Source organism: Haloarchaeobius baliensis (assembly GCF_052060055.1).
GTDB classification, from domain to species: domain Archaea; phylum Halobacteriota; class Halobacteria; order Halobacteriales; family Natrialbaceae; genus Haloarchaeobius; species Haloarchaeobius baliensis.
In genome coordinates this window covers 298,982-321,687 of sequence record NZ_JBPPFR010000002.1, presented here as the reverse complement: position 1 = coordinate 321,687, position 22,706 = coordinate 298,982, and the positions used below count along the sequence as shown (strand labels likewise).

The following is a 22,706-nucleotide window of genomic DNA, read 5'->3' as shown; positions in this document are numbered from 1 at the left end:
CAAAAGGGTTGCCGAAGTCGACGGGCGGCGAGGAGCGGGACGGCGGCGACCGGTCAGCCCGACGGGGCGGGCGCGGCGACGCGCTCGGGGTGGCGCCACGCCGTGACGGCCGGGGCGACGTCGGTCGAGACGAGCAGGAGCCCGACGACGCCGACGAACGTCGCCAGCGCGCTGCCGGTGAGAAGCCCGACCGCGGCCGGGACGACGCCGAGCAGCAGCGTCGGCGCGGCGAGACAGGCCCAGTAGGCCGACCGCCGGATCGGGCGCGTCGGGTGGACCGAGTGGTGGACCGGGTCGAGCCCGTCGCCGAACTCGATGCCGGCCTCGACGGCGATCTCGTCCCGCGAACAGCCACCCACGGTCGCGTAGGCGACGGCGTGGACGGCCTCGTGGGCCACGAGCACCGCAGCGATGACCGCGAACTGGAGGAGCACGCCAGCGGGGAGCGCTTCGGTGTAGGCGAAGTACTGCTCGAGCCCGTAGGTAGCGGCGTAGGCCCCGCCGGCGGCGAGGGCGGCGGTTACGCCGACGACGGTCGACCGAGCCTCGCCCCAGCCGTCCTCGTGGCACTCGGGGTCCGGGTCGACGTACATGCCGGTGACGTTGGGCGGCCGACTCCTTGAGCGCTCGGGCATGGCGGGCTACGCGTCGACGCCGCAGCGCCGCGGCGGCTCTGTATCGCGGTCTCGACGGTAGTACGCCAGCGCGAGGAGCTGGACGTACAGCAGCACCAGCGCGATGGGGAACAGCGCCAGCGCACCGACCGTCTCGGAGAGGTACCCGCCGCCCACGAGCAGCGCGGCGAGTTCGTTCGCCACGACGACCGTGACGGCGCCGATGTACAGCAGCGGAGAGGCGGTCATCGCGCGGGCGGTCCGGTACAGCGACCGGAGACCGGGGTCGGACTGGCCGTTCTGCGTCATCGGGTGATCGTAGAACCGCCTGCCACTTGGGCGCTCGGCGAATCGAATTTCTATCCAGAATCCGTCAGTTCTCGCGACGGGCGTCACTCCGTGTCGACAGCCACGACGCGACCGTCCCCGTCGAGCCTGGCGGTCAGGCTGTCGTCGTCGATGGCGACGGTGACGACGAGCGCGCCGTCGGCGTCGGCACCGGCGGGTTCGACGGCCGCGTCCCTGCCGACGAACGGGAACTCCCAGACGTGGTCCTCGCGGAGGGTGTAGCCGTGCTCGCGGCACCAGCCGGCCACGTCGGGGTCGACGAGCAGCGGGAAGCTGATGGGGCCGACGAGCCGGGCGGGACAGGTGTCACAGACCGCACGGAAGCCGGGCTCGTCGGGGTCGCCGACGGTCGTCTCGACGTCGTCGTAGCACTGGGTGCAGGCGCCGGCGAGCGCCTGCTCGATGGCCTGGAAGGCGAGCAGCTCGGCGAGGTCGACAACCTCGGACAGGCTCGCGTCCCTCGCAGCGTTCGCGGGCACGTGCCACGAGAAGAGCGGGTGCTCCTCGCCGCAGGTGACGACGCACTGCCCGTCGCGGACCGTCGCGACCGCGGGTGTCCCACAGAACGGGCACGTGCTGTCGAGCTCGCCCGGGCCCAGGGAGACCGACTCGGTGTAGGTGCCCGCGAGGATGGCGCCGGCGACCCGCGCGCCGGTGGCGGTCAGCCGGTAGCCGTCGTCGGCCCGCTCGACGAACCGGTCGCGGAGCTGGTTGAGGTGGTAGCGGAAGCGTCCGGAGTCGCGGACACCGACGCGTCGGCGCAGGGCGGCGAAGCCGATGGGGTCGTGCCCCTCGCTCCGGTGGTGAGCGGTCAGCGCGTCGAGGATGTCGAGCCGGACCGGGTCGCTCAGCGCGGCGAACGCATCGGAGGGCGCGGGCTCGTCGTCGATGTCGTCTGTCTCGTCCATGGCCGACCGTCACTCCGTGTCGGCGGTGCAGTCCGCACAGAGGAGCTCGATGGTCGCCGTCTTCGAGCCGATGACCGTCTCGAGGTCGTTGACCGGGTGGCTGTCGCCACAGCGCTCGCAGTCGGCCGTCGGCTGGGACACCTCCCCCAGCAGGTTCTCCACGTCGAAGGCGTCGTCACCGAGGTCGGCGTCGAGCTCGTCCGCAGACCCACCGCGCAGGAGGGCGTCCTCGGCGGGCTCGTCCGCCGTCTCGTGCTCCGCCGGCTCCTCGTCGACGACCGAGCGCATCGCCTCGCCGAAGAACTCGCCGGCGAGGTCGTCCGGCAGCCCGGCGTTCCCGTACAGCGTCGAGACCAGGTCGGTCCGGAGGTCCTCCGGCGAGACGCCCTCGCGCCGGGCGACGGCGGCGATGGCGTCGGCCTCGCGCTCGTCGTGGCCGGTGTACTCCTTCGGGTTGTGGGCGTACCGGTCGACGACCGCGTGCAGGCGCCGCCTGACCGTCGGGTCGGCGTCCCAGCGGGCCGGGAACGCCTCGTCGATGCGCTCGACGAGGTCGCTTCTGGGCCCCGGGGCGGTGCTGGACCGACCCTCGGTTCCGGGTGCCGCCTCGCGTTCGTCGGCGCCCGACACGCTGTCGTCTGTCGCGGTCCCATCGGTGCCGGCCAGCGACGGGTCGAGCCGGCCAGCGGCCAGGTCACAGAGCACGCTCAGGCTCTCCTGGGACGACGCGGGCTCGTAGCCACGACAGTCGACGAAGATGCGCTCGATGCGGTCGGCCAGTGCCGCCGGGATCTCGACCTCGACGGTGTCGGCCTCGCGGTCGTCGCGCTGTTCCATCGTCCATTTACTTGCCCCCGAGACCTATAAATTTCACTGAAGCTAGTCGTGGGGATTGGCGACAGCACGGTTCTATCGGTTATCGCCACCGGCACGCCCCGGGATGACGGGTACTGTTATCAGTCGGCGCCCGCTAGAGAGAGGCAGCACCGGAGCCATGTGGACACGCAACCGGGTACTCGTGCTCGTGTTCGCGGTGACGATCCTGCTGCTGGGCACGACGTTCGTCTCGCCGTCGGTCCAGACGCCACCGGACGACCCCGCGGACGACGACGAGGCGCTGGTCAGCCTCGGGGAGACAGAGACCGAGGTCTGGCCGTACGTCAGCAGCCGCCAGGCGTTCCGGGGGCGTGCCAGCGCGCTCAACCTCCTCGTCCGCGGTAACCCGGAGCAGGTGAAGGCACGCCTCCAGGCCGGGGGCGACGGCTGGAACGAGACCCAGCCGGTGTTCACCGAGGAGACCGACGAGAACCCGCAGTTCGGCAACGGCACCCGCATCGTCTGGGCCGACGCCGTCGGGGCGAAGCGCTACGTCTACTACGAACACGGGCCCGGTCGTGGCGAGTGGACACCGCAGTCCTACCAGCTCCACCGTGGCGACTACTTCGGCGGCCAGTACCACATCCGGGCGTACCAGATCGAGACCGAGCGCGGCAACTGGACGGCGGTGCAGGCCCACGCCGAGCACTTCGACTGGTTCACGCTGACCCACACCGTCGACAGCCTCGAGGAGGCACGGGTCGACATCGAGCGCGACTTCATCGACTCCACGTCCGCCGGCGACGTCCAGCGCGTCTACCACGACAACGGCGACACGCACGACCACGACGGCTGGACGACCGTCGTCTACCTGCTCGTGCTGCCGCTGCTTGGCAGCGTCTCGCTCGGCTCGGCGCAGGCCACCGCCCGACGGCTCTTCGACGGCGTCTGGACCCGCCGGACCCGGCTCCGGGTGGCGGTGTTCGTCGGCCCGGCCGCCGTCCTGCTCGGGGTCCGCTTCGCCGGCATCGCCATCGAGAACGCGATGGCGGTCGACCCCAACGCCGTCGTCGCCGCGCTCTACCCCGTCCTCGTCTTCGGGACGCCCGCCGCCGCGTACGTCGCCGGCCGGAACCTCGAGCCCGTCGACGGCTTCATCTTCGGCACGCTCGGCTTCGGCACCGGCGTCGTCCTCGACTACGGCTTCATCGGCGTCCGCGTGCTCCCCATCGAACTCGTGCTCCACCGGGTCGGCCTCGCCACCGGTATCGGCCTCGTCGCGGCCGGGGCGAGCGCGTTCCACGACTTCGAGCTCCGCCGCTCCCTCCTCGCCGGCGGACTGCTCTGGTACGGGCTCGTCATCGCCGCACACTACGTCTAGGTCGCTTCCCCGCCCGCGTTCTCTGTCCCGGCAGTCGTCGGAGCGATTTAACTGGGTCGCGGGCGACGCTCCGGGTATGCACCAGTGCCCCCGCCCTGCGAGACGGCTCCCGCCGTGGTGGTCCCGTTGCTAGTCGACCACAGACACGTCCGCCGTATCGCCCGGACGGAGTTCCGCCGGACCCTCCGCAAGCTCGGCGACAGCACCGTGCAGGTGGTCGCGCTCGCCGTCGCCGGCGTCATGTTCGGCGGGGTGTCGCTCCTCGGCGCGTCCCTGTTCGCCATCCTCGGCCGCGAGCTCCGCACCGGCGAGCTGGCCGACGTCCCCGTCGCGGGCGGCGTCGTCGGCGGGATCCGCGGTGCGGTCGGCCTCGCAGCCGTCGGCATCCTCGCGCTGGCGACGTTCCGGACCATCGCCCAGCGCGGCGGCGTCGACGAGCCCGAGACGCTGCTGCTCGCCGCCCGCGTCCGCGACGTGGTCGCCGGCATCCTCGTCGCCGAGACCGCGAGCTACCTCGCGTGGTTCACCGTCCCCATCGTCGTCGCACTCGGTGGCTTCGCGTACGGGGCGCGCGCACCGCTCGTCCTCCTCGCGCTCCCCGTCGTGCTCGTCGGCGTGCTCCTCCCCGCCGTCTGGCTCGGCTTCTGTCTGGGGCTCGTGGGCCGCCACCTCGTCACCCGGTACGAGCCCCTCGCCCGGAACCGGACCGCCCTCGGACTCCTCGCCTTCCTCGTCTACATGGGGCTCGTCTTCGGCAACGGCTTCGCCGTGCTCACCGAGCTCCTGTTCGAGCCATTGCAGTCCACGCCGCTGTCGGGCTACGCGGACCTGCTGCTGCTCGGCGCGCCGAACGTCGACGCCTCGCCCCTGCGGGCTGCTGGCGCCGTCGCGACCACCGCCGCCGCCGTCCTCGTCGGGCAGGCCCTCGCGGTCAGACTGGCGAACTACCACTGGTTCTCGGACCCCGCGACCGAGACCGAACACGAACGCGTCGAGGAGGACTCTGGGCTCGCCGTCGGCGACCGCCTGCTCGCCGTCGTCGACCGACCCACCCGGAGCGTCGTCCGCGTCGCCTGGACCCGCACCCGGCGTGCGCCGATCAAGCTCGTGTACGCGCTCTATCCCCTGTTCTTCCTGGTCTCCGACGTGCAGACCATCGTCGAGACCGGCACCATCCCCTCGCACCTCCCCTGGCTGCTCGGCCTCTACGTCGCCTGGGCCGTCGCGCTCGCGTTCGCGCTGAACCCGCTGGGCGACGACGGCCCCGCCATCGAGACCACGCTCACGGCCCCCATCTCCGGCCGGCAGTACGTCGTCGGTCACGTCCTCGCCGGTGCCGTGGTCGGGGCGCCGGCCGCCGTCCTCGTCGTCGGTCCCGTGGCGTTCCTCAGCCCGCTCCCGCCCGTCGAGGCCGCCGCCGCCGTCGGCGTCGCCGTGCTCGGCACCCTGCTCACGCCGCTGCTCGCCATCGGCGTCGGCATGACCTTCCCCCGCTTCGGCAGCGTGCAGGTCGCCGGCAACAAGAAGGCCGTCGTGCCGAGCAAGACTGCACTCGCCGCGTTCTCCCTCGGACTCGTCACCATCGCCGGCAACGCCGTGCTCGCGGTAAACAGCGGCACCCGACAGCTGCTGGCCGGCCTCGCCAACGGCCTCGTCGCGTTCCTCACGCCGTGGACGCTCGGGCTCGACCCCGCGTGGCTCCTCCCCGTCAGCGGCGTCGTCGTCGCCGCCGGCGTCGCCGCGCCGCTGCTGTCGTACGTGTACGCAGTCAGGCGGTTCGAGCGATACACGCTCTCCTGACCGGCCGGGGTGTCCCTACTGGAAGCGCTCCGGCGTGAGGTCCGGCAGGCGCTTCCTGACGACCGTGTACGCCAGCGAGACCACCAGCCCCGCCAGCACCGCCTGCTCGACCCAGCCGTCGAAGACGACCAGGCCGGGGAGCGCGAACGCCGCGCCGACGACGAAGTCCTCCGGGGCGCCGTCGTACCGGACCAGCCGCTTCGGCCGGAGCCAGCGCCGCTGCGGGTGGACGTACACGGCCTTCTCGCCGGTCGCCTCCCACGGCCGGAGTTCGAGCCCGCCGCCGAGCACGTCGCTCACGGAGTGGGCCGCCGCCGCGACGAGGAAGAGCGCGACGGCAACCGTCGTGGTGGTCGGGTTCAGCAGGGCAAGGAGGCCCGCGGGGACCGCTGCGACGCTGTAGTACACCGGGAAGTGCAGCGTCTTCCGGTGGGCGGCCGCGAGGTCCAGATCCGGGAAGACACCGCCCGCGAGTGCACCGGTGGCCGCGGCGACGCCGAACTCGGGTGCGACGAACGCGACGACGGTCGCCAGTGCGAGGCCGACGAACGCGTGCGTGGTCGCCATCATGTGACTGCGTCTAGGGCCGTCGGCGGCAATGAGCGTTTTCGTCGGGGTACTCTGTGGAGGTGGTTCCCGGAGAGCTATCGCGTCGCGACAGCCCGAAAGTCCCGTCTCTCGGATGACACGCTGGACCCGACAACACCCAGAAAGCCCCGTCTGTCGCAGGACACGCCGGACACGACAACACCCAGAAAGCCCCGAGATTCTCGGCTCCCGCGGCTCGCTGCGGTCCTCGTGCCTGCGGTCCTTGCTTCGCCGAGGTACGCCGAGAACCTCGCCCCTTTCAGTCCCACCCGCACCGCACCTCACACCTCCCCAGCCTCTTGCGCTCCTCGCTTCGCTGCGGTGCTCATCCCTCGCACGAGCGTCTGCTCGCGGCCTCACTCCGTTCGGCACGCTCGCCAGCCGCGCGCCACCCGGCTGGTCGGCAAGCATCGCCGGCCGGGCATTTACGATAGTTGTAAACCTCGGCGTCGAAAATCGACCTGCGGCCCCGGCTCGACCCGAAACGCCGGTGTTCCCAAGTCCCTCCGCGCCCAAGCCGGGGGTATGAGCCTGACACTGTACCAGCTGGAGGGCTGCCCGTGGTGCGAGACGGTCGCGGACAAGCTCGACGAGCTGGGGCTGGAGTACGAGAGCATCTGGGTCGAGGCACTGCACTCGGAACGGGACGAGGTCAAGCGCGTCTCCGGCCAGCGCGCGGTGCCCGTCCTCGTGGATTCGGCGCACGGCGTGACGATGAACGAGTCCGCGAACATCGTCGAGTACCTGGAGACGACGTACGCCTAGGCCCACTCGGCGTCGGCGAGCGTCTTCTGCACCGTCTCCTCGCCGACAGCCGCGGCCAGCGTCTCGAAGCCAGCGCGCTCGACGCGGTCGTCGGCGTCGGCGACCAGCCGGGAGACGATGAACTCCGGCGTGGAGCGCCCGAGCTGGTCGAACCGGGGCTGGTAGTCCACCTCGAGTTCGAGGTCCGGCGTGAGGCCCTCGGCGAAGATGCCGTCGACGCGAGCTTCCTCGGGCAGCGGTTCGAGGTCGTCGGCGAGGTGGGTGACGAACGCGCCGACGGCGTCGCGGTCGACGGTGAGCGTGACGAGCCCGTGGAGCAGATCGGCGGCGCTGCCGGGCTCGGTGATGGCCTCGAACTCGTCGACGAGCATGAGCGTCCGCCCCTCGCCGGTCAGCGGCGGGACGACCGACTTGAGGGTCGACTCCAGCACGCCGGCGTTGAAGGAGGCGTGCCGGCGGTGGAACACCACATCGTCGAACAGCGTCAGCTCGGCGGACTCGGCCGGCACTGGCAGCCCCATGTGCGCGAGGACGACCACCTGGCAGACCGTCTCCAGCAGCGTCGTCTTCCCGCCGGAGTTCGCCCCGGTGAGGACGGCGACGCGCTCGTCGTCCGGCGGCGGGGTGAGGCCGTGCTCGCCCAGCGCGTAGCGCACCGGCTGGACGTCGGCGTCGCCGGCGAGCAGGTCAAGGTTCCGGGCGCCCTCGACGGCGACGGTGGCCTCGCCCTCCACGAACTCGGGCCGGGTGAGATCGTACGCGGCAGCGAAGCGCGCCAGCGAGAGGTCGAGCGCGATGTCGTCCACCGCGGAGACCGCGCGGTCGATGTCCTCGCGAGCGTCGCTGATGGCGTGCTGGAGGTCGACCCGGACCTCGCGCTCGCGCTCGTCGACCGCGGTGGCGAGCTCCTGGGTCAGCGCACGCAGCGCCGAGCCCACGAAGTCCGTCGCGTCGCGGGCGTCCTCGGGCACCGCGTCGCGGATGCGTTCGGCGTCCACCTCGGCCTCCCCCCGGACGTGGTCGACGAACGCGCTCCGGAACTCGTCGGGAGAACGCGCCCCCGAATCGCGCACCGCCTCGATGACGTCCACGGCGTTGGCATCCATCGTCTCCACGGCCGCGCGAGCATCGCGGAGTCGGTCGAGACGCTCGTCCGCGCCGGGAGCCACGCGGCCGCCCTCGAGCGCGCCGAGTGCGTCCGCGGCGTCCGCAAGCCCCTCGCGGTCGAGGTCGCCGAGCGGCGCGAACGTCCCCTCGGTCAGGTCCAGTTCGAGCAGGGAGAGCGCGGTCTCGACGGCCGCGAGTTCGCCGCCGCCCGCCTCGTCGTAGTCGGCGAAGGCCTCGAGGAGGGCCTCGCGGTCCCCGGCGTCCACGGCCGCCCACGATTCGCGGGCGGTGGTCACGTCGTCGAGCCGGTCCACCATCGCCTCGCGGTGCGCCAGCGGCGTCAGCACGCGGATGCTGTCGGCGGCGTCCTGCGTGACGGCGTGGCGGCGCGCGAGCTCGATGCACTGCTTGTACACCGAGCGCGTGTCGCCGGTCGCGAGGATACCCATCCCCTCGCCACCGCCAGCCCGCCGGAGGATGCGCGTCGCCCGGCCACGCGAGAGCCCCGCCTCGGCCAGCGTCCGCACGTCCGCCGACTCGATCGCGTCGACCGCGCGCTCGACGCCGAGCTCGTCGACGAGCAGCTCTCGGGTCTTCGGCCCGACGCCCCAGTAGTCTTCGAGTCGCATACCTGCCGGCAGGGCCCCCTCCCCCAAGAGCCTATCCGAACCGCCGCGGCAGCGAGTTCCCCCGTTCGCCGCCAGGACACCGGCGGGCGCGGTCGCGTCCCCGCTCTCCGGGACGGATCGCGATATCGTGCGTGACAATCTACGGCCGACAGGACGGTATTCTAAAAGTTCGATAGTTCCACCGATTTCTGTCTCGATTTCCAATCCCAACGGCCACTTTCCAGCCCTGAAACTGTGTCGGTTCCTTTATGATACTACCGGTCAGAACTCCGATGTATGCAGGACAGTCCCCGCAGGCAGGTCCTCAGAGATATCGGCGCAGCCCTCTCTTTCAGCACAGTCGCATCGGTCACCAGTGCGGCGACGACCGTCGAGGCCGACGGGTCGAGCGCCCGGGAGCCGTGGCGTGACGGCGAGGAGTTCGCGGAACTCCTCGCGTTCTGTCCCGGGTCGGCCACGCAGGACGAGATGGTCCTCTCGGTCGCCGACTTCGAGGCGATGCGCGAGTCGAACCGCGACCAGGAGACGACGCTCCCGGTAGAGGCGTTCGCGTTCGACAGCACGGCCATCTCGAAGGGCGTGCTCCTCCAGCACGGACAGTACGGTGGTTCGGTCCCGCTGCTGGTGCTGACCGGCGACCTCGCGTTCGAGCGCGACGGCGAGACGGTCACCGGCCCGACGGGCACGGAGTACCGTCAGTACGAGGCCGACAGCCACGTCGCCGGCGAACTGGACGACGCGGTGCTCGTCGCCGACTCCGCTGACCGGCTCGACGCCGCGCTCCGCGCGAAGGCGGGCGCGGTCGACGGCGCGTTCGACGCGGAACCGGTGCTCGAGGACGGCCTCGACGCCTTCGGCGACGCCGACGTGCGCTCGGTCATGCTCGGTAACTCGAACAGCTACGCCCAGGCGTTCGACGCCGACGTTCGGTTCACCGGCTACGGCATGACCGTCCGCGACCCGGACACCCTCGAGCGCCTGTTCGTCGTCGGACTCGAGGACGAGTCGAAGACCGACGAGGTCGTCGACACGTACGAGCAGAGCCTCGGTGCCGACAGCGAGAACACCAGCATCGAAACCGACGGCGCGGTGGTCACCGTCACGACGGTCATCGACCTCGCCGCGCGGCGCCGGGCCCGCGAGCACGAGAGCCCGAGGGGCCTGCGCGTCGACCGCGACGACATCCGCGACGGCGACGAGTACCTCCCCATCGAGGTACGCGAGGGCGACCCGACACCGGTCGACGAGCTCACGCTCGAGCTCGACGACGAGGCGTACGACCGGTCCATCTGGGCCGGCGACCGGGAGACCATCGCCGGCGGCGACACCATCCGCATCCGGATGGCCGACGTGGAGCCGAACCTCGGCATCAGTCTCACCCACGAGCAGTCCTACGGGACGAGCACCAGCACGACGACCATCCTGGGCCACCTCGAGTTCGCGTTCGACTACGACTTCGACGCCAGGACGCTCGGGATCGAGTACACCGACGAGTTCGAGCTCGACGGGGACGAGATCGAGCTCGTGGTCCACGGAAGCCGGGACTGGTGGCACAGAGACGCCGAGGAGCCCGAACAGACCGGGGCGCCGTGGGCCGACGAGACCGTCACCGCGGGGGCGACCGCGACCCTCGACGACGTCGACCCGGGCGAGGCGGTCGTCGTCCGCTACGGCGACGACGAGCACGGGAGCGGCATCGCCTACTTCCTGCCGGAGCCGCCGGGCGACGCGACCATCGACTACGACTTCGACGCTCGGGAAGCGACCGTGACCCTGGACCTCGCAGAGCCCCGCCCCGCGTCGGAGTACGAGGTGCGCGTCGACGACGAGCCCGCCGACACCCAGTGGGCCGACTCCCGGGACACCGTCTCCAGCGGGGCCAGCGTGACCGTCGACGAGGTGCCGGTCGGCGCGACCGTCGCCGTCGTCTGGGGCGAGTCGGCCGCCGGACTCGCGTTCGACCGCGTCGCGCCCGAGATCGAGCTCGACCTGACCGTCGGCGACGAGATCGCGCTCGAACACGTCGCGGGCGACGCCGTCTCGGCCTCCGAGCTCACCGCCCACGTCTGGGACGGTGACCGGACCGTCGTCGAGCTCGCCGACGAGATCGACGGCGAGTTCGCCCCCGGCGACACCGTGCCGCTCGGCGTCGACTCCGTCGAGCACGTCTCGCTGCTGTACGACGACGAGTACTACGTCGCCTTCGCGACCGCCCGGAACCGCTAGCCGCGGACAACCCACAACGCCGGTACGGTTTTTTCCAGGGGCTGCGTACACCGACACATGACGGATGCCTTCGACGGTGCCGACCGCATCGACACCGACGCCCGGTCCTACCGCTACTACCGCAACGCGGTCGAGCGCCACTGGGACCCCGCCGACGTCGACCTCTCCCAGGACCGCGTGCGCATCGCGGCCCTCGACGACGCCACCTTCGACCAGCTCAAGGGGGTGCTCGCGCTGTTCGGCGCGGGCGAGGAGGCCGTCACCGAGGACCTCGCGCCGCTCGGAGTCGTCCTCTCCGACCTCAACGACCAGCTGTTCGTCACCACCCAGCTCTACGAGGAGGCCAAGCACGCCGACTTCTTCCACCGGTACTGGTCGACCGTCATCGGGCCCGAGGAGGACAGCCGTGGCAACACACGGACGAACCCCCGCGACCCGAACTGGTACTCCGACGCCTACGTCGAGCTGTTCGAGCGAACCGAGGCCGCCATGCACCGGCTCCTGACCGACGACGGCCCCGAGGCCCGCGCCGAGGCGTTCTGCCACTACCACCTCACCATCGAGGGCATCCTGGCCCAGACGGGCTACTACGGCATCCAGACCTCCTTCGACGGCAGCGTCCCCGGGGTCCCCGAACTCCCGGGCCTCGTCGAGGGGTTCGGCAACATCCGCGCCGACGAGGGCCGCCACGTCGGCTTCGGGATGGCCAAACTCGAGGAGCTCGTCGAGTCCGGCGCGGTCGACCCCGACCATATCACCGGGCTGACGACCGAACTCGCGATGCTCACCCAGCAGGCCGTCTCCGACGCCGCCACCGAGAACCGGACCGGCGTCACCTCGGACGAACTCACCGAGTACGCCGCCACGAAGCACAGCGAACGCATGACCCAGATCCTCGACGAGGACGTCGAGATTCCCGCCGTCGAGGAGCTCGTGGACATCGGGACGGAGTGACCTAGCCGGGGCAGCCCACCCGAGTTTACGAATAGTGTAAACTTTCGGCCTGCTTCGACTCCCGACCAGCCGCCCCGGCGCGCGACTGGCGAGACCGCGACCGGAGGGAGCGTGTCGAGCCATCCGCGCGAGGGACGAGGAGCGCAGCGGAGCGAGCATCGGTCACGAAACGCTTGCGTTTCGTGATCCCGCCGGAAATCTCTGATTTCCGGAGATGTGGCCAGAAAGCGGAGCTTTCTGGCTGCTAACCGGAAACCGGAGGTTTCCGGTGATGCAGGAGGTTGGGGAGGCGTGAGGTGCGGTGCGGTGCGGTCGCGGGGCGGGACTGAAAGGGGCGAGGTTCTCGGCGAACCGCGGCGACGTTCCCGCGAGGGAGCGTGCGACCGAGCGGGAAGCAGCGAGACGACGGAGGAGTCTCGCCAGCCAAGCACCGCAGGTACGAGGACCGCAGCGAGGCCCGGGAGCCGAGCGACTCGGGGCTTTCTGGCTGTCCGAGTCCGAACCAGTTCCCACGACTAACGGGGCTTTCTGGCGGTTCAGAACGCGAGCTTCGAGCGCAGGAGAGCACACGGTTCGAGGAAATCACGAGACTCCCGAACACCGTCCAACGCCCTGGTATAGTTCCGAGACCACAACGAACTTCGCGGACCCATCCAACCAACAGCTATGGACGCGACGGAGTCGGAGACGGCCTGTTTCGAGGCGGGCATCAAGTTCGGGACGCTGTACCACCAGTTCGCGGGGACGCCGGTCTCGCCCGACTCGGCGGCGAGTCTGGAGACGGCGATGGCGGAGGCCATCGAGAACCAGCCGCACTGCGTGGACGTGACGGTGGACGTGCTGGAGGACGAGATCGCGGCGGCGCTCGCCGAGCAGTCGGCGGACTACCTCGAACTGACGGGGCGGTTCATGGAGGTGGAGATGACCATCGAGTACGAGGGCACCCGGGTGGAGACCAGCATGTCGATGGAGGGCGACTACCCGATGATGCGGGTGGATAGCGTCGAATGAGGTACCTGGAGGACCTCGAAGCGGGCGAGACCCACGACCTCGGGACGTTCTCGCTCGGTGCGGACGAGATACGCGAGTTCGCGGCGGCGTTCGACCCGATGCCGATGCACACCGACCCCGAGGTGGAGGAGCCGTTCGGCGGGCTGGTGGCCAGTGGCTACCACACGCTGTCGGCGACGAACCGGGTGGTCGTCGACGAGTTCCGGTCGGGCGTCGCTGGCATCGCCGGCATGAGCATCGAGAACCACCGCTGGCACGCCCCGGTCTTTCCGGACGAGTCGCTGGCGGTCGAGCTCGAGCTCGCGGAGAAACGCCCGTCGGCCGGTCGGCCGGGGACCGGCGTCATCCGGGAGCGGGTGCGGGTCACCCGCGAGGGCGAGAACGGCCCGGAGCCGGTGCTGACCTACGACAGCGTCGGGCTGGTGCGCCGGCGCGAGGACGCCGGCGGAGTATAGGGTTCCGGTTCCGCTCAGCTATCCCGCCGATAGGAGCCCCAGCTCTGCCGGTTTCACTTTCACTTTCAGGCAGGTACTTAACCACCTCCCGCTCGAATCGTGAGCCATGAGCCAGTCCACCCTGAACGACGACGAACTGTTCGGCGAGGCGGCCAACGAGATGCGCGAGGACGTCGAGGAGTCCCTCGCGGAGGCGTGGGACGAGCTCCCCGACCCCGACGACGTCTGGGAGACCGACGCCGACAACGTGCTGGGCGTGCTCAACGGCCTGCGCTCCGCGCTGGACGTCGGCGACGCCGAGGAGCACCTGCGAGACGCGAAGAAGTGGTTCACGATGGGCCAGCGCGCCGACGCGTTCGAGGACGCTGACGACCTCGAGGACGAGATCGCGGAGCTGGAGGGCGTCATCGAGGATATCGCGTCCGCCGGCGAGCAGGTCGGCGAGCTCACCTCCACGATTCCGGGGCTCCGGAGCACGCTGGAGGAGGCCGCCGGCGACGACGCCGACGAGGAGGACGAGGAGTAGCGGTGCCTACCGCGAGCGCTCCCTGAGCCCGTCGACAAGCGCCAGCAGTTTTGCGACGGCGTCGTCCAGCACGGCAGCGCCGCGTTCGGCGGTCGCCGCGCTGGGGTCGCCGACGTTCCCGCTCTCGGCGAACTCGCTGAAGTCGTAGGCGACGTTCACGCCGGCGATCCAGTCACCGAACCCGTCGCCAGCGCCCGCTGCGGCCGCCTCGAACCGGTCCTCGTGGACGAGGTCCGCGTCGATGGCCGCGACGACGCTCGTCTCGACGGGGCCGCCGTGGCCCAGGCCGTCGAGCAGGTCGTCGTCGACGGTGTCGAACCAGGTGAACGGGGTTGCCCGCGTGGACCCGTCGCGGGTGACCCGCGCACAGACCTCACGCACCGCGGCGGTGTTGCCGCCGTGACCGTTGACGACGACGACCTGCTCGACGCCGTGGTGCGCGAGGCTCTCGACGGTCTCGCGGACGTACGCCCGGAACGTGTCCTCGCGGACCCAGAGCGTGCCGTCGAACTGGCGGTGCTCCTCGGCGATGCCCACGGGGACGACGGGCGCGACGAGCGGGTCGTAGGCGGCGGCTTCGGCGGCTCGGCGTGCGATCTCGGCGGCGCTCATCGCGTCCGTGCCGAGCGGCGCGTGTGGGCCGTGCTGTTCGGTGCTGCCGACCGGGAGGAAGGCGACGTCGGCGTCGGCGTCACGGACGTCCGTCCACGTGGCGTCGGTGAGCTGCATACCCGTCCCGACGGACGGTCGGGTCTTGTATCCGCCGTCTCGGTAGCCCGACGACGACGTGAGCCGCCGACCGCCTTCTCGGGTCACCCGGGCGGAGCCCGCCGGAGGTAGAGCGCGACGCCGACGAACCAGACGACCAGGAACCCGAAGGTGAGCAACAGCACCTCGAACTGCTCGGATACCACGGCAGATACGATGAACGTCGCGAGGATGAGGACCAGGAGTACCATCCGGATGAACCCGAGGGTCTTCACGACCTCCCGTATCGTCCCGACGTCTACCTGCACACCGTCGAGGTCGGTTGGCTGAGCACGGACGACGAAGGCGAAGTCATGGAGTCCGAGCCGGGGGGCGGAGAACTTCCGCTGCCTGATCCGCCAGCCGTCCTGATACCGCGCCGGGAGCTCGTGGAGGTAGACGAGCAGGTAGTTGTAGCGGTCGCTCTGGGCGGGGAGTCGGTGGTCGAACCGTTGCATCCGACCCGGATTGAAGTCGGTCACGAAGCGGATTCCGATTGCCCCGTTGACGACGATCTCACAGCCACCTCGCTGGGTACCGAGAGCGACGACGTCCTCCTCCCACTCCGTCTCTGCGCCCGCGTTCAGGTCCTGCTCGACGTGGTGCTGGAGTCGCCGGACCGGGTCGCCGTCCGGCACCCTCTCGCGGTCGGCCCACGAACGGACGCTCTCGACGACGGCCTCGAACGTCTCCGGTCCGTCCCCTTCATCGGTTGGGACCATGATGGAGCGGGGAGGAGTCCGGCCAGCGCTCGTCGCGAGGGCCTCCGACGGTCGGGCGGCGACAGCGCGGCCCCGTCTGCTCGACCGACCGGAGCACCCTCTCGAGAGTGAGAAGCATCACTCGAAAGGAAGACGGGCCGCCGGCAAAAGGATTGGTTCAAACTGCTTTGGCGGCCCGGAAGGAGACCCCCGCTTCGTCCCGCGCTATGCCCCGCCGAAGTCGTCGGTCATGTGGAACCGCCAGGCGTCGAAGCCGGAGCGACATTCGGGGCTGGTCTTCAGGTGGTCAACGAAGCCCGCACCCGGATTGGGGAGCGTGGCGTCGCAGAACGGGCAGGTGTTCTCGTCGGTCCAGTTCGCGGTGGGCGTCCCAACTGACATACACGCGAGTTCGTCCGCATCAGGTATGAATCCCACCTACAAAGTAATAGGACACATTAGTGGTGATTAAACACCCTTCAAGACTGGTCGGCGGAGACGGTTCCGGGCTCGTGCTGTGCCGTCTCACCCGTCGCGTCGACGAGCTGGAGCGCGACAACGAACGCGGCACCGCCCCGCTCGCTCTCCTCGACCCAGACGTCACCGCCGAAGGCGTCGGTGAGCGTGTCGACGAGGTAGAGCCCGACGCCGGTGCCCTCGCTCTCGAGCCCCTTCTCGCCGCGCCCGAAGATCTCCTCGCGCTGGCCCCGCGGGACACCGGGGCCGTCGTCGGCGATCCGGACCCGTGCGACCCCGTCTTCGACGGTGCAGTCGACCCAGACACCGGGCTCGGACGAGTCGTTGTGGACCACCGCGTTGTTCAGCAGGTTGGTGAACACGGAGGTGAGCATCTCGTTCCCGGCGACCCGGACCGACGGTACCTCGGCGAGCTGGAACGCCGCGTGCGGGAAGTTCGAGCGCGCCTTCTCGACCTCGGTGGCGAGGGCGTTGTCGAGCGCGACCGGCTTGAGCGTGAGCGAGCCGTCGTTCGTGATCGTCTCCATCAGCTCGCGGACCGTCTCGGTGATCTCGATGACGTGCTCTGCGCTCTCCATGACGAGCCGGTAGTCGTCCGCGCCCTCGGGTTCGACGTGCGGCTCCAGGAGCTGCCCGCGCCCGTGGAGCACGTTCATCTCGTTGCGGATGTCGTGGCGGACGATGCGGTTCAGGATGGTGATCTCCTGCTCGCGGTTCCGGCGCTCGGTGATGTCGTGGAAGACGGCGACGGCACCGGTGCCGTCGGGGAACCGCGAGAGCTTCAGGTCGTAGTAGCGGGTCTCGTCCTCGCACTCGAGTGTCACCTCGCGGTCCGCGATGCGCTCGCCGTCCGCGCCGCTTCCGGCGGCGACGATGGCGTCGACGAGTTCCACGTCGAGCACGTCGTCGATGATCTCGTGGGTGACGCTGCGGCCGCCGACGAGCTCCCTGGCGGCCGGGTTCACGTCGACCACGTGGCCCGTGTCGGTGAGCACGAACACGGCCTCGTCCATGTTCTGGAGGACCGTCGTCCGCGCGACCGGGAGCGTATCCAGCAGCTGGAGCCGCTCGACCGCGATGTAGAACCCGAGCACCTTGACGGCACTCGTGAGCGCGAGCGTGTCCAGCGGCACGACGCGGAGCCACCAGAGCACCACGCCACCCATCACGAGCGTGATGGTGCCGACGAGCACGCCCGTCTGGAGGGCGAAGCCGCTGCGCGTCCGGAACAGCCCGAGGAGCAGGCCGACCCCGATGACGAGGAACCCGACCATGATCGTCGCGTACACCCAGTACAGCGGGCCGAACGACGGGACGAGCAGCCCGTTCTGGAGTCCGCCGGCGGTGTAGAACGGCCCGTCGGCCCCGTTGGTCCACACGGCGACCTGGACGAGGGCCACGACGGCGACGAGTCCCGCCACGACCCGACGCGTCACCAGATGTTCGTTGTCGGTGTACTCGACGGCCATCAGCATGTACCCGATGGACATGAACGACACCGGGAGGAACCGCCAGTTCCACCAGAACAGCTTCGTCGCGGGGTCCGTCGCGGTCACCTTCAGCGCGACGACCGCGGAGAGGAGGACGACCCCGGTCACGTCCAGCAGGAACCCCTTCGCGGCGCGACGCTCGCGATGCCGCCAGAGCAGCCCCCAGAGTCCCGCGGTGAGGACGAAGGCGACGACGTACGGGGCGGCGAGCAGGGTTGGTTCGTAGGGCACTGGAGGGACCTCGTCTGTTTCGTCCCCGGATGTTCGGTCGGGGAGGGCTTTAGCCTACGGGCCGCTCAGTCGTCGTTCTGCGCCTCGACCCGGTTCTCGCGCTCCCTCGCGCGCTCGATGAACTCCTCGGGCAACTCGTCGATCTCGCCGGCCTGCACGCCCCAGAGATGGGCGTAGAGGTCGTCGTTGCCGAGCAGCTCCTCGTGGCTGCCGCGCTCGACGACCCGGCCGTCCTCGAGGACGAGTATCTGGTCGGCGTCCTTGATGGTCGAGAGGCGGTGCGCGATGGCGAACGTGGTACGGTCCTCGGCGAGCTCGTCGATGGAGCGCTGGATGAGCATCTCCGTCTCCGTGTCGACGTCGGAGGTCGCCTCGTCGAGCACGAGGATGGCGGGGTCCTTGAGGATGGCCCGTGCGATGGAGATGCGCTGACGCTGGCCCCCCGAGAGCTTCACCCCGCGCTCGCCGACCTCGGTGTCGTAGCCGTCGGGGAGGTTCTGGATGAACTCGTGGGCCTCGGCCATCTTCGCGGCCTCGACGACGTCCTCGCGGTCGGCGTCGAAGCTGCCGTAGGTGATGTTCTCCTCGACGGTGCCGTAGAACAGGAACGTGTCCTGGCTGACGTAGCCGATGTGCCGGCGCAGGCTCGGGATGGTCACGTCCCGCAGGTCCTGCCCGTCGATCTCGATGGCGCCCTCGTCCACGTCGTACATCCGGAGCAGGAGCTTCAGGACGGTGGACTTGCCGGCCCCGGTCGGGCCGACGAGCGCGAGCGTCTCGCCGCCGTCGACGTCGAAGCTGATGTCCTCGACGATGGTCTCCTCGTCGTCGTAGCCGAAGGTCACGTCGTCGTAGGTCACGTCCCCGTCCGCGACCGCGAGGTCCTCGGCGTCGGGGTCCTCCGCGATGCGCGAGGGCTCGTCCATCAGTCCGAAGATGCGCTCGCTGGAGGCGCGTGCCCGCTGGTACATGTTGATGATCTGCCCGAACTGGGCCATCGGCCAGATGAACCGCTGGCTGAGCAGGATGAACACGACGAACTCCCCCTCCGAGAGCGTGCCCGTGAGGAACCACGGCCCCTCGCCGTTGTACACCCAGAGCCCGCCGACGAGGAACGTGATGACGAAGCCGACGCCCGCGAGCACGCGCAGCGCCGGGAAGAACTTGATACGCGTGTTGATCGCGTCCCAGTTCGCGTCGTAGTAGTCCTGGGAGACGTCCTCGACGCGGTCGGACTCGAAGTCCTCCGTGTTGTACGTCTTGATGACCTGCACGCCGCCGAGGTTGTTCTCCAGCCGGGAGTTCATCTGCCCGACCGACGAGCGCACGTCGGCGTACTTCGGCTGGATGATGCTGACGAACTTGTACGTCGTCAGCCCGATGAGCGGGACGACGACGAGCGTGATGAACGCGAGTTGCCAGTTGTAGTAGAAGAGGATGCCCGCGATACCGATGACCATCACGCTCAGGCGGAACGCCGAGTTCATCCCGTCGTTCAGGAACCGCTCCAGACGGTTCACGTCGTTCGAGAGGATGGACATCATCTCGCCGGTCTGCTTGTCGGCGAAGAAGTCCATGTTGAGCCGCTGCATCTTGTCGTACGTGTCGGTTCGGACCTCGTGCTGGATGTGCTGGGCGAAGGAGTTCCAGCCCCAGTTGCGCGTCCAGTGGAACGCCGCCCCGCCGAAGAACGCGAAGGCGATGATGCCGGAGGCGAGGAGGACCTGGTCCTCCGGTGTCGGCGCGTACTCGTACAGCGGGACCGGCCCGAGCGCGAACGGCCGCGAGTTGCGGAACGTCGCGTCGATCGCGATGCCGAGGAGGACCGGCGGGAGGAGGTCCAGGAGCCGGGCGACGATGCTGGAGAGCAGCCCCACCACGAAGGCGAGTTTGTTGTCGGACCCGTACTCGAGGAACAGCCGCTTCATCGGGTTCTCCGCGTTGGCCCGTTGTTCCTCGAACGGGTCGTCGTCTTCAGCTTCGATACTCATTGTGACTCTTCTGGTGTCTCGAACTGAAAAGGCTTGTTACGAATCGAAACAGTTGCCGGAATCGACAGCGGCGGCCGGGGCTGGTGGAGTGGCATGGACTCGATACTGGCACCTCCGACGTAACCGAACGTTCGAGGTGTGGTAGCAAGTGTCTGCCGGCGGGGGAGCGGCGACGGCCCGCCTCAGAGCTCCCGTTGTTCGATCTCGGGATCGATACCCGCCTCTGCCAGGTCCTCCCGGATGCGCGCCCGGAGCGGGTCCGGCACGGTGTTCCGGCCCACGGGGACGGCGACCTCGCCGTCGCCCTTGACCTTCCAGTACACCACGCACTCGCTCGGCTCGTAGAACTCGATGCTGTAGCGGTCGCCCGCCCCCTCGTAGTGGACGCGGGCGGCGAACCCCTCGGCGCGCCAGCCGTCGCGGTCGGCCAGCGCGGCAACGCCGTCGCTCATGGCGGAGAGTGCGGGAGGCGGGTGGGTATGCGTTGCGGTCGCCGGTCGGGCGGTCCGGATCGCGACCGTCAGGACGAGTCGTTGTAGTGCGGTTCGACGTGGTCGCCGACCTCGAGACCGGTCTCGTTGGCGTAGCCACGGGGGACCTCCAGCACGTACTGGCCCGTGCCGGTCGCGGTGATCTCGTTCCCGTCCTCGTTCGGGCCGGGCGCGCGCCGGTGGTGGATGCTGTTGATGCGGCCGTCGGCGCCGACGAAGATGATGTCGAGCGGGAAGTCCATCCGGCGCATCACGTACGTGTGCTGGCTCTCGCCGTCGTAGACGAACCACATCCCGTGGCCGTCCTCGAGGCTCTCGTGGTCACTCAGGCCGGTGAAGCGCTCCTGCCGGGTGTCCGCGACCTCGACCTCGATGACGGCCTTCTCCGTGCCGTTCTCGTCGGAGACGACGACCGTCGCGGGGCCGCTGTACTGGTCCTCCCCGGGGAGTTCGATGACCCCCAGATACCAGAACATGGTGACGACGAGGAGGGCCGCGACTCCCACCAGGGCGACCTGGAAGAGACGTTTCCGGTTCACGGTTCCCCTTCGACCTCCCACGAAAAAAGGGAAGCGTTATTCCGCCGGGTCGGCTACCGCCGAGTGCGGGGTGGTGGTCTAGCCGGTTATGACATCTCCCTTACAAGGAGAAGGTCGCCAGTTCGAACCTGGCCCACCCCACTGACCGTTTCTGGCCGGCTGTCCGTCGGGTCGCCTGCCGAGGTTTCTCGCTCGCTCGTTCGGAGGTGAGCCAGCCCGAAAGCACCTGCTCGTGCCTCGGGAACGGAATCCGTGGACTCGAACAGCCAGAAAGCCCCTGCTCGGTCGACTCCCGCGACTCGCTGCGCGCTTCACTCCGTTCCAGTGCTTGCTGCGTCGGGGTTCGTCGACCGAGCAGCCCCTTTCAGTCCCACCCGACCGCGACCGCACCTCACGCCTCCCCAGCCTCCTCCGCTCCTCGGACCGCTCCCTTCGGTCGCGTCCCTGCGGTGCTCGTCCCTCGCACGAGTTCAGCTCGCGGCCTCACTTCGTTCGGCACGCTCGCCAGCCGCGCGCCACCCCGCTGGACGGGGCTCGTCACGCCAAGCCGTCACACACTTGACCCCCCACCCAGTAGTGACGGCGACGATGGCAGAGTACTACGTCGTGGTGGACGGGCACGAGTTCGAAGGGCCGTTCGAGAACCGGAAGTCGGCGAAGAAGCGAGCGGACGAGCTGAACACGAACGAGGTCGGCGGGCGGTACCGCGTCGCGTCGAAGTAGCGGCCGGCTGGGACTCCGCGGCAGTTTTGTGTCGGAGGGGCGTCGGTGGGCCCATGGACGAACGCATCCACGAGCACGCCGCGGTGCTCGTGAACTGGAGCGCCCGCGTGAGCGAGGGAGACAACGTCGTCGTCAGCGTCGACGAGGGCGCACACGACCTCGCCGTCGCGGTCGCCGCGGAGCTCGGCGACGTCGGGGCGAACATGTCGGTGCAGTACGACTCCAGCGAGGTCGAGCGCGCGTACACGAAGGCCCACGACGGCGAGTTCGAGGAGAGCACGCACGAGCTGGCGCTGTACGAGGAGAGCACGCACGAGCTGGCGCTGTACGAGGAGAGCGACGTGATGCTCCGGCTCGGCGGCGGGCGCAACACCAGCGCCGACGCCGACGTGCCGCCGACGAAGCGACAGGCGGCGATGCAGGCGAACCAGAACGTTCGCGAGGCCGTGATGGACACCGACTGGGTGTCGACGGTCCACCCGACGCGCTCGCTCGCCCAGCAGGCCGGGATGGCCTACGAGGAGTACCAGGACTTCGTGTACGACGCCGTGCTCCGCGACTGGGAGGAACTGGCCGACCAGATGGCGAAGATGAAGGAGATCCTCGACGCGGGCAGCGAGGTCCGGCTCGTCAAGGAGGACACCGACATCACGATGTCCATCGAGGGCCGGACCGCGGTCAACTCCGCCGCGAGCGTCGCCTACGACAGCCACAACCTCCCCAGCGGCGAGGTGTTCACCGCGCCGTACGGCACAGAGGGCGAGGTGTTCTTCGACGTGCCGATGACGCTCCGGGGCACCCGCGTCCAGAACGTCCACCTCACGTTCGAGGACGGCGAGGTCGTCGACTACAGCGCCGACGCCGGCGAGGCCGTCCTCGGCGAGATCCTCGACACCGACGAGGGCGCACGTCGACTCGGCGAGCTCGGCATCGGCATGAACCGCGGCATCGACCGCTTCACCGACAGCATCCTGTTCGACGAGAAGATGGGCGACACCGTGCACATGGCCGTCGGCCGCGCCTACGACGCGAACCTCCCCGAGGGCGAGTCCGGCAACGACTCCGCCGTCCACGTCGACATGATAACCGACGTCAGCGAGGACTCGCGCATGGAGGTCGACGGCGAGGTCGTCCAGCGCAACGGCGTGTTCCGGTGGGAGGACGGGTTCGAGGGGTAGCGAGGAACCC

General features: G+C 69.6%; 23 protein-coding genes and 1 tRNA gene. 11 read left to right on the top strand and 13 right to left on the bottom strand.

The window, feature by feature from the left end; translation table 11 throughout:
- Positions 1-53 precede the first annotated feature (53 nt).
- The 4 genes from ACSG06_RS12465 to ACSG06_RS12450 form a co-directional block, all read right to left on the bottom strand.
- Complete coding sequence (locus ACSG06_RS12465; protein WP_440990607.1) at positions 54-593, bottom strand: DUF3267 domain-containing protein; 540 nt, start codon at positions 591-593, stop codon at positions 54-56.
- A 48-nt stretch (positions 594-641) separates the two neighbouring features.
- The gene (locus tag ACSG06_RS12460) at positions 642-923 is read right to left on the bottom strand and encodes a hypothetical protein (RefSeq protein WP_440990606.1); all 282 of its coding nucleotides are present in this window, start codon (positions 921-923) and stop codon (positions 642-644) included.
- 83 nt (positions 924-1,006) lie between these two features.
- Complete coding sequence (locus ACSG06_RS12455; protein ID WP_440990605.1) at positions 1,007-1,870, bottom strand: winged helix-turn-helix domain-containing protein; 864 nt, start codon at positions 1,868-1,870, stop codon at positions 1,007-1,009.
- Between the two features lie 9 nt (positions 1,871-1,879).
- The gene (locus tag ACSG06_RS12450) at positions 1,880-2,707 is read right to left on the bottom strand and encodes a hypothetical protein (RefSeq protein WP_440990604.1); all 828 of its coding nucleotides are present in this window, start codon (positions 2,705-2,707) and stop codon (positions 1,880-1,882) included.
- Between the two features lie 157 nt (positions 2,708-2,864).
- Between ACSG06_RS12450 and ACSG06_RS12445 the strand changes: the two genes are divergently transcribed.
- Positions 2,865-4,067, top strand: coding sequence for a hypothetical protein (locus tag ACSG06_RS12445; RefSeq protein WP_440990603.1), 1,203 nt, complete (start codon positions 2,865-2,867; stop codon positions 4,065-4,067).
- A gap of 117 nt (positions 4,068-4,184) precedes the next feature.
- Positions 4,185-5,867, top strand: a complete 1,683-nt coding sequence (locus ACSG06_RS12440) for a hypothetical protein (protein ID WP_440990602.1) — start codon at positions 4,185-4,187, stop codon at positions 5,865-5,867.
- Positions 5,868-5,882: 15 nt separating this feature from the next.
- Here ACSG06_RS12440 and ACSG06_RS12435 read toward each other — a convergent pair whose 3' ends face one another.
- Positions 5,883-6,437: a metal-dependent hydrolase gene (locus tag ACSG06_RS12435; protein WP_440990601.1), complete on the bottom strand. Its 555-nt coding sequence runs from the start codon at positions 6,435-6,437 to the stop codon at positions 5,883-5,885.
- Positions 6,438-6,980: 543 nt separating this feature from the next.
- Between ACSG06_RS12435 and ACSG06_RS12430 the strand changes: the two genes are divergently transcribed.
- Positions 6,981-7,220 (top strand): glutaredoxin family protein, encoded by a 240-nt coding sequence (locus ACSG06_RS12430; RefSeq protein ID WP_440990600.1) that lies wholly within the window; start codon positions 6,981-6,983, stop codon positions 7,218-7,220.
- On the opposite strand, the gene ACSG06_RS12425 is transcribed toward ACSG06_RS12430, so the two are convergent.
- The gene (locus ACSG06_RS12425; RefSeq protein WP_440990599.1) at positions 7,217-8,956 is read right to left on the bottom strand and encodes a MutS-related protein; all 1,740 of its coding nucleotides are present in this window, start codon (positions 8,954-8,956) and stop codon (positions 7,217-7,219) included. The two genes, ACSG06_RS12430 and ACSG06_RS12425, sit on opposite strands and share 4 nt — an antisense overlap.
- 276 nt (positions 8,957-9,232) lie before the next feature.
- Here ACSG06_RS12425 and ACSG06_RS12420 point away from each other — a divergent pair, with 276 nt between their 5' ends.
- The 5 genes from ACSG06_RS12420 to ACSG06_RS12400 all read left to right on the top strand — a co-directional run bounded on the left by ACSG06_RS12420 (position 9,233) and on the right by ACSG06_RS12400 (position 14,128).
- Positions 9,233-11,182 carry a hypothetical protein gene (locus ACSG06_RS12420; protein WP_440990598.1) on the top strand — a complete coding sequence of 650 codons (1,950 nt, stop codon included), beginning with the start codon at positions 9,233-9,235 and terminating at the stop codon, positions 11,180-11,182.
- 57 nt (positions 11,183-11,239) lie between these two features.
- Positions 11,240-12,136, top strand: coding sequence for a ribonucleotide-diphosphate reductase subunit beta (locus tag ACSG06_RS12415; protein ID WP_440990597.1), 897 nt, complete (start codon positions 11,240-11,242; stop codon positions 12,134-12,136).
- 666 nt (positions 12,137-12,802) lie between these two features.
- Positions 12,803-13,147: a dihydroneopterin aldolase family protein gene (locus tag ACSG06_RS12410; RefSeq protein ID WP_440990596.1), complete on the top strand. Its 345-nt coding sequence runs from the start codon at positions 12,803-12,805 to the stop codon at positions 13,145-13,147.
- Complete coding sequence (locus ACSG06_RS12405; protein ID WP_440990595.1) at positions 13,144-13,602, top strand: MaoC/PaaZ C-terminal domain-containing protein; 459 nt, start codon at positions 13,144-13,146, stop codon at positions 13,600-13,602. Before ACSG06_RS12410 ends, ACSG06_RS12405 begins: the two co-directional genes overlap by 4 nt.
- A 106-nt stretch (positions 13,603-13,708) precedes the next feature.
- Positions 13,709-14,128 (top strand): DUF5790 family protein, encoded by a 420-nt coding sequence (locus tag ACSG06_RS12400; RefSeq protein ID WP_440990594.1) that lies wholly within the window; start codon positions 13,709-13,711, stop codon positions 14,126-14,128.
- A 6-nt stretch (positions 14,129-14,134) separates the two neighbouring features.
- Here ACSG06_RS12400 and ACSG06_RS12395 read toward each other — a convergent pair whose 3' ends face one another.
- The 7 genes from ACSG06_RS12395 to ACSG06_RS12365 all read right to left on the bottom strand — a co-directional run bounded on the left by ACSG06_RS12395 (position 14,135) and on the right by ACSG06_RS12365 (position 20,795).
- The gene (locus tag ACSG06_RS12395; RefSeq protein WP_440990593.1) at positions 14,135-14,857 is read right to left on the bottom strand and encodes a creatininase family protein; all 723 of its coding nucleotides are present in this window, start codon (positions 14,855-14,857) and stop codon (positions 14,135-14,137) included.
- Positions 14,858-14,940: 83 nt separating this feature from the next.
- Positions 14,941-15,597, bottom strand: coding sequence for a hypothetical protein (locus ACSG06_RS12390; RefSeq protein ID WP_440990592.1), 657 nt, complete (start codon positions 15,595-15,597; stop codon positions 14,941-14,943).
- 204 nt (positions 15,598-15,801) lie between these two features.
- Positions 15,802-15,978, bottom strand: a complete 177-nt coding sequence (locus ACSG06_RS12385) for a DUF7501 family protein (RefSeq protein ID WP_440990591.1) — start codon at positions 15,976-15,978, stop codon at positions 15,802-15,804.
- 77 nt (positions 15,979-16,055) lie between these two features.
- Positions 16,056-17,774: a sensor histidine kinase gene (locus ACSG06_RS12380; protein WP_440990590.1), complete on the bottom strand. Its 1,719-nt coding sequence runs from the start codon at positions 17,772-17,774 to the stop codon at positions 16,056-16,058.
- 65 nt (positions 17,775-17,839) lie between these two features.
- Positions 17,840-19,765: an ABC transporter ATP-binding protein gene (locus tag ACSG06_RS12375; protein ID WP_440990589.1), complete on the bottom strand. Its 1,926-nt coding sequence runs from the start codon at positions 19,763-19,765 to the stop codon at positions 17,840-17,842.
- Between the two features lie 182 nt (positions 19,766-19,947).
- Positions 19,948-20,217, bottom strand: a complete 270-nt coding sequence (locus ACSG06_RS12370) for a DUF7538 family protein (RefSeq protein ID WP_440990588.1) — start codon at positions 20,215-20,217, stop codon at positions 19,948-19,950.
- A gap of 68 nt (positions 20,218-20,285) precedes the next feature.
- Complete coding sequence (locus ACSG06_RS12365; RefSeq protein WP_440990587.1) at positions 20,286-20,795, bottom strand: DUF192 domain-containing protein; 510 nt, start codon at positions 20,793-20,795, stop codon at positions 20,286-20,288.
- Positions 20,796-20,862: 67 nt separating this feature from the next.
- On the opposite strand from ACSG06_RS12365, the gene ACSG06_RS12360 reads away from it, so the two are divergent.
- The 3 genes from ACSG06_RS12360 to ACSG06_RS12350 all read left to right on the top strand — a co-directional run bounded on the left by ACSG06_RS12360 (position 20,863) and on the right by ACSG06_RS12350 (position 22,696).
- Positions 20,863-20,936, top strand: a tRNA-Val gene (locus ACSG06_RS12360).
- A 447-nt stretch (positions 20,937-21,383) separates the two neighbouring features.
- The gene (locus tag ACSG06_RS12355) at positions 21,384-21,518 is read left to right on the top strand and encodes a hypothetical protein (protein WP_256298024.1); all 135 of its coding nucleotides are present in this window, start codon (positions 21,384-21,386) and stop codon (positions 21,516-21,518) included.
- A 53-nt stretch (positions 21,519-21,571) separates the two neighbouring features.
- Complete coding sequence (locus ACSG06_RS12350; RefSeq protein ID WP_440990586.1) at positions 21,572-22,696, top strand: aminopeptidase; 1,125 nt, start codon at positions 21,572-21,574, stop codon at positions 22,694-22,696.
- Positions 22,697-22,706: the final 10 nt, after the last annotated feature.

What these genes read in the sequence shown, in the direction of transcription:
- ACSG06_RS12465 (WP_440990607.1), bottom strand. Translation starts at nt 593, where the DNA reads ATGTACGTCGACCCGGACCCCGAGTGCCACGAGGACGGCTGGGGCGAG.
- ACSG06_RS12460 (WP_440990606.1), bottom strand. Translation starts at nt 923, where the DNA reads ATGACGCAGAACGGCCAGTCCGACCCCGGTCTCCGGTCGCTGTACCGG.
- ACSG06_RS12455 (WP_440990605.1), bottom strand. Translation starts at nt 1,870, where the DNA reads ATGGACGAGACAGACGACATCGACGACGAGCCCGCGCCCTCCGATGCG.
- ACSG06_RS12450 (WP_440990604.1), bottom strand. Translation starts at nt 2,707, where the DNA reads ATGGAACAGCGCGACGACCGCGAGGCCGACACCGTCGAGGTCGAGATC.
- ACSG06_RS12445 (WP_440990603.1), top strand. Translation starts at nt 2,865, where the DNA reads ATGTGGACACGCAACCGGGTACTCGTGCTCGTGTTCGCGGTGACGATC.
- ACSG06_RS12435 (WP_440990601.1), bottom strand. Translation starts at nt 6,437, where the DNA reads ATGATGGCGACCACGCACGCGTTCGTCGGCCTCGCACTGGCGACCGTC.
- ACSG06_RS12430 (WP_440990600.1), top strand. Translation starts at nt 6,981, where the DNA reads ATGAGCCTGACACTGTACCAGCTGGAGGGCTGCCCGTGGTGCGAGACG.
- ACSG06_RS12425 (WP_440990599.1), bottom strand. Translation starts at nt 8,956, where the DNA reads ATGCGACTCGAAGACTACTGGGGCGTCGGGCCGAAGACCCGAGAGCTG.
- ACSG06_RS12420 (WP_440990598.1), top strand. Translation starts at nt 9,233, where the DNA reads ATGCAGGACAGTCCCCGCAGGCAGGTCCTCAGAGATATCGGCGCAGCC.
- ACSG06_RS12415 (WP_440990597.1), top strand. Translation starts at nt 11,240, where the DNA reads ATGACGGATGCCTTCGACGGTGCCGACCGCATCGACACCGACGCCCGG.
- ACSG06_RS12410 (WP_440990596.1), top strand. Translation starts at nt 12,803, where the DNA reads ATGGACGCGACGGAGTCGGAGACGGCCTGTTTCGAGGCGGGCATCAAG.
- ACSG06_RS12405 (WP_440990595.1), top strand. Translation starts at nt 13,144, where the DNA reads ATGAGGTACCTGGAGGACCTCGAAGCGGGCGAGACCCACGACCTCGGG.
- ACSG06_RS12400 (WP_440990594.1), top strand. Translation starts at nt 13,709, where the DNA reads ATGAGCCAGTCCACCCTGAACGACGACGAACTGTTCGGCGAGGCGGCC.
- ACSG06_RS12395 (WP_440990593.1), bottom strand. Translation starts at nt 14,857, where the DNA reads ATGCAGCTCACCGACGCCACGTGGACGGACGTCCGTGACGCCGACGCC.
- ACSG06_RS12390 (WP_440990592.1), bottom strand. Translation starts at nt 15,597, where the DNA reads ATGGTCCCAACCGATGAAGGGGACGGACCGGAGACGTTCGAGGCCGTC.
- ACSG06_RS12385 (WP_440990591.1), bottom strand. Translation starts at nt 15,978, where the DNA reads ATGTCAGTTGGGACGCCCACCGCGAACTGGACCGACGAGAACACCTGC.
- ACSG06_RS12375 (WP_440990589.1), bottom strand. Translation starts at nt 19,765, where the DNA reads ATGAGTATCGAAGCTGAAGACGACGACCCGTTCGAGGAACAACGGGCC.
- ACSG06_RS12370 (WP_440990588.1), bottom strand. Translation starts at nt 20,217, where the DNA reads ATGAGCGACGGCGTTGCCGCGCTGGCCGACCGCGACGGCTGGCGCGCC.
- ACSG06_RS12355 (WP_256298024.1), top strand. Translation starts at nt 21,384, where the DNA reads ATGGCAGAGTACTACGTCGTGGTGGACGGGCACGAGTTCGAAGGGCCG.
- ACSG06_RS12350 (WP_440990586.1), top strand. Translation starts at nt 21,572, where the DNA reads ATGGACGAACGCATCCACGAGCACGCCGCGGTGCTCGTGAACTGGAGC.